This window comes from Aquirufa sp. (genome assembly GCF_044342065.1).
In the GTDB taxonomy this organism is placed as follows: Bacteria; Bacteroidota; Bacteroidia; order Cytophagales; family Spirosomataceae; genus Aquirufa.
This window is the reverse complement of record NZ_JBIIQN010000057.1, coordinates 1-4,305: the sequence shown is the minus strand read 5'-3', so window position 1 is coordinate 4,305 and position 4,305 is coordinate 1. Positions and strand designations below refer to the sequence as shown.

5 protein-coding genes and 1 pseudogene are annotated in these 4,305 nt (G+C 43.5%); 4 read left to right on the top strand and 2 right to left on the bottom strand.

The annotated features are described in order from the left end of the window. Together ACIQZ2_RS11605 and ACIQZ2_RS11600 are read left to right on the top strand one after the other, a co-directional pair. A pseudogene (locus tag ACIQZ2_RS11605) lies at positions 1 to 994 on the top strand (D-alanine--D-alanine ligase); the annotation flags it as partial. Between the two features lies 1 nt (position 995). After that, positions 996 to 1,514: a YfiT family bacillithiol transferase gene (locus ACIQZ2_RS11600; RefSeq protein WP_395769015.1), complete on the top strand. Its 519-nt coding sequence runs from the start codon at positions 996 to 998 to the stop codon at positions 1,512 to 1,514. 329 nt (positions 1,515 to 1,843) lie between these two features. Here ACIQZ2_RS11600 and ACIQZ2_RS11595 read toward each other — a convergent pair whose 3' ends face one another. Together ACIQZ2_RS11595 and ACIQZ2_RS11590 are read right to left on the bottom strand one after the other, a co-directional pair. Then, positions 1,844 to 2,290 carry a SixA phosphatase family protein gene (locus ACIQZ2_RS11595; protein WP_395769014.1) on the bottom strand — a complete coding sequence of 149 codons (447 nt, stop codon included), beginning with the start codon at positions 2,288 to 2,290 and terminating at the stop codon, positions 1,844 to 1,846. Next, a complete protein-coding gene (locus ACIQZ2_RS11590; protein ID WP_395769013.1) occupies positions 2,287 to 2,775 on the bottom strand; it encodes a gamma carbonic anhydrase family protein in 489 nt (162 codons plus the stop codon). Before ACIQZ2_RS11590 ends, ACIQZ2_RS11595 begins: the two co-directional genes overlap by 4 nt. A 45-nt stretch (positions 2,776 to 2,820) precedes the next feature. On the opposite strand from ACIQZ2_RS11590, the gene ACIQZ2_RS11585 reads away from it, so the two are divergent. Beyond that, entirely contained in the window at positions 2,821 to 3,348 is a 528-nt protein-coding gene (locus ACIQZ2_RS11585) for a class I SAM-dependent methyltransferase (protein ID WP_395769012.1), read from the top strand. Positions 3,349 to 3,390: 42 nt separating this feature from the next. Beyond that, entirely contained in the window at positions 3,391 to 4,011 is a 621-nt protein-coding gene (gene udk / locus ACIQZ2_RS11580; protein ID WP_395769011.1) for a uridine kinase, read from the top strand. The last annotated feature ends 294 nt before the right edge of the window (positions 4,012 to 4,305 follow it).

Below are 4,305 nucleotides of genomic sequence, written 5' to 3'. Positions count from 1 at the left end.
GGAAGATTGGATTACGTATTCAGAAGATCAGCAGGTTGATTTGCTCCAGAAAATGGTGAATTTGGACGAAGGAATCGGTTTCCCAGTCCGATTTAACCACGAAATTTATGTTCATCCTTCCGAATTACTTGCGGCATTAAAGGCCTATTTTGTACATACAGTTACGAAGGCAACTATACATTCGATGCATTCAGAAGATGCGGTATTATTGGAAGCATTCGTGAATGGAAACGAATTCAGTTGCGGGGTAATACAAACGCCAAAGGGTGTTTCTGTTGCCCTTCCTCCAACCGAAATTGTGATGGATGAATCCGTAGAAGTCTTTGATTTTAATGCCAAATACAAGTCTAAATTAACGCGGAAGCGAATCCCGATGGATGCGTCTTTGGCACACCTCCAACTGATTCAAGCGCAAGTAAAGCAAGCATTTGATGATTTGGGATTTGGGGTTTGTACGCGGATTGATGGATTTTTAACGGCAGAAGGTGTGGTTGTCTTACATGATCCTAACACCATTCCGGGGATGTCACCCTCGTCTTTAATTTTCAAGCAAATGGCAGAGATAGGACTTACGGTTACGGATTCAATTACCTATTTCATTCGTCAATCGATTCGTGAGCGGATGCGCAATGGCAAAAATTACCATGTGTTTCGTAAGTTATTGGAAGGTTTAGACCTAGCCATTTCTTCCGTTTTAGCTGAAAAAACCAATCAAGAAGCATTGGTCATTACCGTAGATACAACAGATTTAGAGAATAGCTTTGCCTTGGCTAAAATAGAAGCTGCACGTCTGGCGGCTTTTGGAAATCAGCCCTTCAAAGTAGTTGTTCCTTTGGAAATGGAAGAAGGGGAAATTGAACATGTATTGCACACTTCTCAGTTAGCCAAAGAAACTGGCAAAGAATTGATGGAAAGTATACATCAAGGTGTTCATCCACTGATTGCGCACACGCGACAAGCTGGAGCTGAAATCACTGCATTTTATACCCGATAATATGGAATTAAATCCTTTACAATATCCCATCGGAAAATTTTCTGCGCCGGATGTTATAACGCCGGAATTACGCAAGGAATGGATTTCCATCATTGATGCGTTACCTGGCCAACTAGCAACTTTGTTAACCGGTGTCGATGAAACCTTATTGGAAAAACCTTACCGCGCAGGTGGGTGGTCGGCCCGCAAGGTAATCCATCATCTATACGACAGCCACATTAATTCGTATATCCGATTCAAGATGGCGTTGACAGAGGAAATCCCCACTATCAAACCTTACGATGAAAACACTTGGGCGGCGATGCCGGATGGCAACGAGGCACCTATTGAATGGTCGATTGAGGGAATCAAATACATACACTTGCGTTGGGTTTACCTGATGGAAACCATGCAGGAATCAGATTGGTCCCGGACCTATTTTCATCCAGAGCGCGGGATAACCTATCGTTTAGATCGAGTATTGGGAATATATGCCTGGCATTGCGTGCATCATTTGAAGCATATAGAATCAGTCATTTAGACGCTGGACGTTGGAAACTGGATGTTGGACATTGGACACTGGACATTGGACGTCGGAAGAGGTTTTTTCTTTGGCAAACCTTTCAGGATTGCCAAAGTTTGAGACGCATGTAATGCGGCGATTTATTTCATAACCCCAGTTTAAAACCCGAGGTTTAAAATCGTATCCTCCGGACTCCGGACTAGTGACTGACGACTAGTGACTAGCGACTAATAGACTTCTTTTTGTTCCACGGCGCCGTGGTATTTCTAGCCATATCAATAGCCAAACCGATCATCAAGAGGGTAAATAAGATAATAACCCAACGAAATATTTTCTGATTTTTCATGTTAAAATCGTGTTTTGACTGAGGCGCTGCCTTGTGTTACTTCTTCCAAAGCATCGAGCGTAGGCCACTGCAAATGTACAAAATTGGCGGTATCCATTTGAATTTGTTCCCCAGATAAATAGGAGGCCAGATAAGAAATAGACGGATTATGTGCGACCAAATACATAACCTTTGCTTTCGATTCCTTGAGTTTTTCCCAATATTCAGGCCCTGTGGCATGGTACCAAAAATTGGAAACCACCGCTTTTGAATTACTTAATATCTGAAAAGTTTCCAGCGTACGAATAGCATCTGATACATACCAAATCCCATCGGGCAAAGGATAATCCTTTAGTTTGTCGGCGAGGCGTTTCGCTTCATCGATACCCCTTTCCGACAAATGTCGGGCTTCATCCGGACTCGTATAGGGTCCAGCGTGTGCATGCCGAATGAGGATTAATTCAATCATGATTTGATTAGTGGAAATTCACCTGCAGCATGTTTGGCACCCATCATAATGTAATGATCAGCACCGTGTTTTAGGGCTTCGATTTGCTCAGCACTCAGGGTTTTTACGACTTTGGCAGGACTTCCTAAAACCAAGGAATAATCGGGAATCTCCATGCCGGCAGTAACCAAAGCATGCGCACCGATTAAACAACATTTGCCTATTTTGGCCCGATTTAATACCGTTGCATGCATCCCAATTAACGAGCCTTCACCAATTTCCGCACCATGTACGATGGCAGAATGACCTACAGTCACGCGAGATCCTATGATGGTTTTATCGCCTTCGTCAGCGTGCAATACGGCATTATCTTGAATATTACATCCTTCGCCTAAGTGAATTTCTTCTACGTCTGCACGGACGACGGCGCCATACCAAATGGTGACATCCTTTTCAATAATTACGCGTCCCATGACGCTGGCGGTAGGTGCAATGAATAGTGCCATAACATACTTTTTTGTTAAAGATAAGCAAAGTTGATAATTTGCCGCATGAAGAAAAGTTTATATGAAGTTGGCGAATGGTCCCCCACCGATTGCATTTTATCACTAGGTTGTGGGGCCGCGTGGTGGGAAATAAAGCAAACTATGGAGCACGAGGCGGGAGAATTACTTTTATTGGATCGAAATAAAGATGTTTTGAATTGGGATGATTTGGATGAGGCTATCGCCTATTTTGAAGAACAGTACGGAAAAAAAGCGGTGACACCCGCATCCATTTTTCATGCGGATGCAGCGTCAATTCCGCTATCCGATGAAACGGCTGATCAAATTTGGCTTTTGAATTCTTTACATGAATTGAATGATTTATCAGCTGTTTTAGCTGAAATCAATCGTGTGCTAAAAGTGGATGGCTCCGTGATTGTGGAAGAAATTCTAACCGGAGGAGTACATGAGGGTTGTGGCCGACGTTTGTTTACACGGTCAGAAATCATTGACTTGTTTGCTTTGTATGACTTACATGTTGTGTATGAAGGGTCTAAGGATGAAGAGGCCGACTACATAAAATTCGGCCGATGAGGCTTGATTCCTAGCGATGCTTTTCGCAAATTTGTAGCTTCTATGAGCAACATCGACAAACCTTTTATCATCGGAATAACCGGAGGAAGCGCCTCGGGAAAAACGCTTTTTTTGAAGCGTTTAATGGAGCAGTTTCCGGAGGATGAAATATGTTTATTATCGCAGGACAACTACTACCGTCCAATTGAGCACCAGACCAAAGACCATAATGGCATCGAGAATTTCGATTTACCAGGCGCTATCGATGATGAAGCTTTCGCGGCAGATGTAGAAAAATTGCGGGCTGGCGAGGTTGTCTCACGACCTGAATACACCTTTAATAATTCCACAAAAGTACCTGGGCTTTTGCATTTTTATCCGCGTAAAATCTTGGTTGTGGAGGGTATTTTTGTGTTTCATTTTCCGGATGTGGCACGCTTATTAGATCTTAAAATCTTCATTGACGCGAAAGATAAAATCAAACTTGAGCGCCGGATCAAACGCGATAATGAAGAGCGTGGCTATGACTTACAGGATGTGATGTACCGCTGGAAATATCATGTTAAACCTACGTATGAGCAATTTATTCGACCACACAAACGCTCATGTGATATTGTGATTCCAAATAACGACCATTTCGAAAAGGGCCTCGAGGTGATTGTTCACTTTTTACGCGGCCGGTAGGTAGACGCTGCCGGGGCGGGGTGCTGCGCCCCCGCCCCCGTCACTCCACTAACGAGCCAAAGCCAACTTTATTATCACCCCTATTTCGATTATCAATAACTCGATAAATCGACCTCTATTGAATCCCAGGGTGCTTTTTATTTTTCCGAACGGTTGGGTTTGTCCAAGAACTTGATAAACTGCCTGCACCTATATCAGCCCTAAAACAAGTTGATAATCGTTAAACAGCGGATACTATTTAAGAAAATAGAACGTTGTGGCGGTGACGCTGCCGGGGTCTGCGACCCCGGCAGC

Bases quoted from the DNA above. Each gene is read 5' to 3' on its own strand.
- ACIQZ2_RS11600 (WP_395769015.1), top strand. From the start codon at position 996: ATGGAATTAAATCCTTTACAATATCCCATCGGAAAATTTTCTGCGCCG.
- ACIQZ2_RS11585 (WP_395769012.1), top strand. From the start codon at position 2,821: ATGAAGAAAAGTTTATATGAAGTTGGCGAATGGTCCCCCACCGATTGC.
- ACIQZ2_RS11595 (WP_395769014.1), bottom strand. From the start codon at position 2,290: ATGATTGAATTAATCCTCATTCGGCATGCACACGCTGGACCCTATACG.
- udk (WP_395769011.1), top strand. From the start codon at position 3,391: ATGAGCAACATCGACAAACCTTTTATCATCGGAATAACCGGAGGAAGC.
- ACIQZ2_RS11590 (WP_395769013.1), bottom strand. From the start codon at position 2,775: ATGGCACTATTCATTGCACCTACCGCCAGCGTCATGGGACGCGTAATT.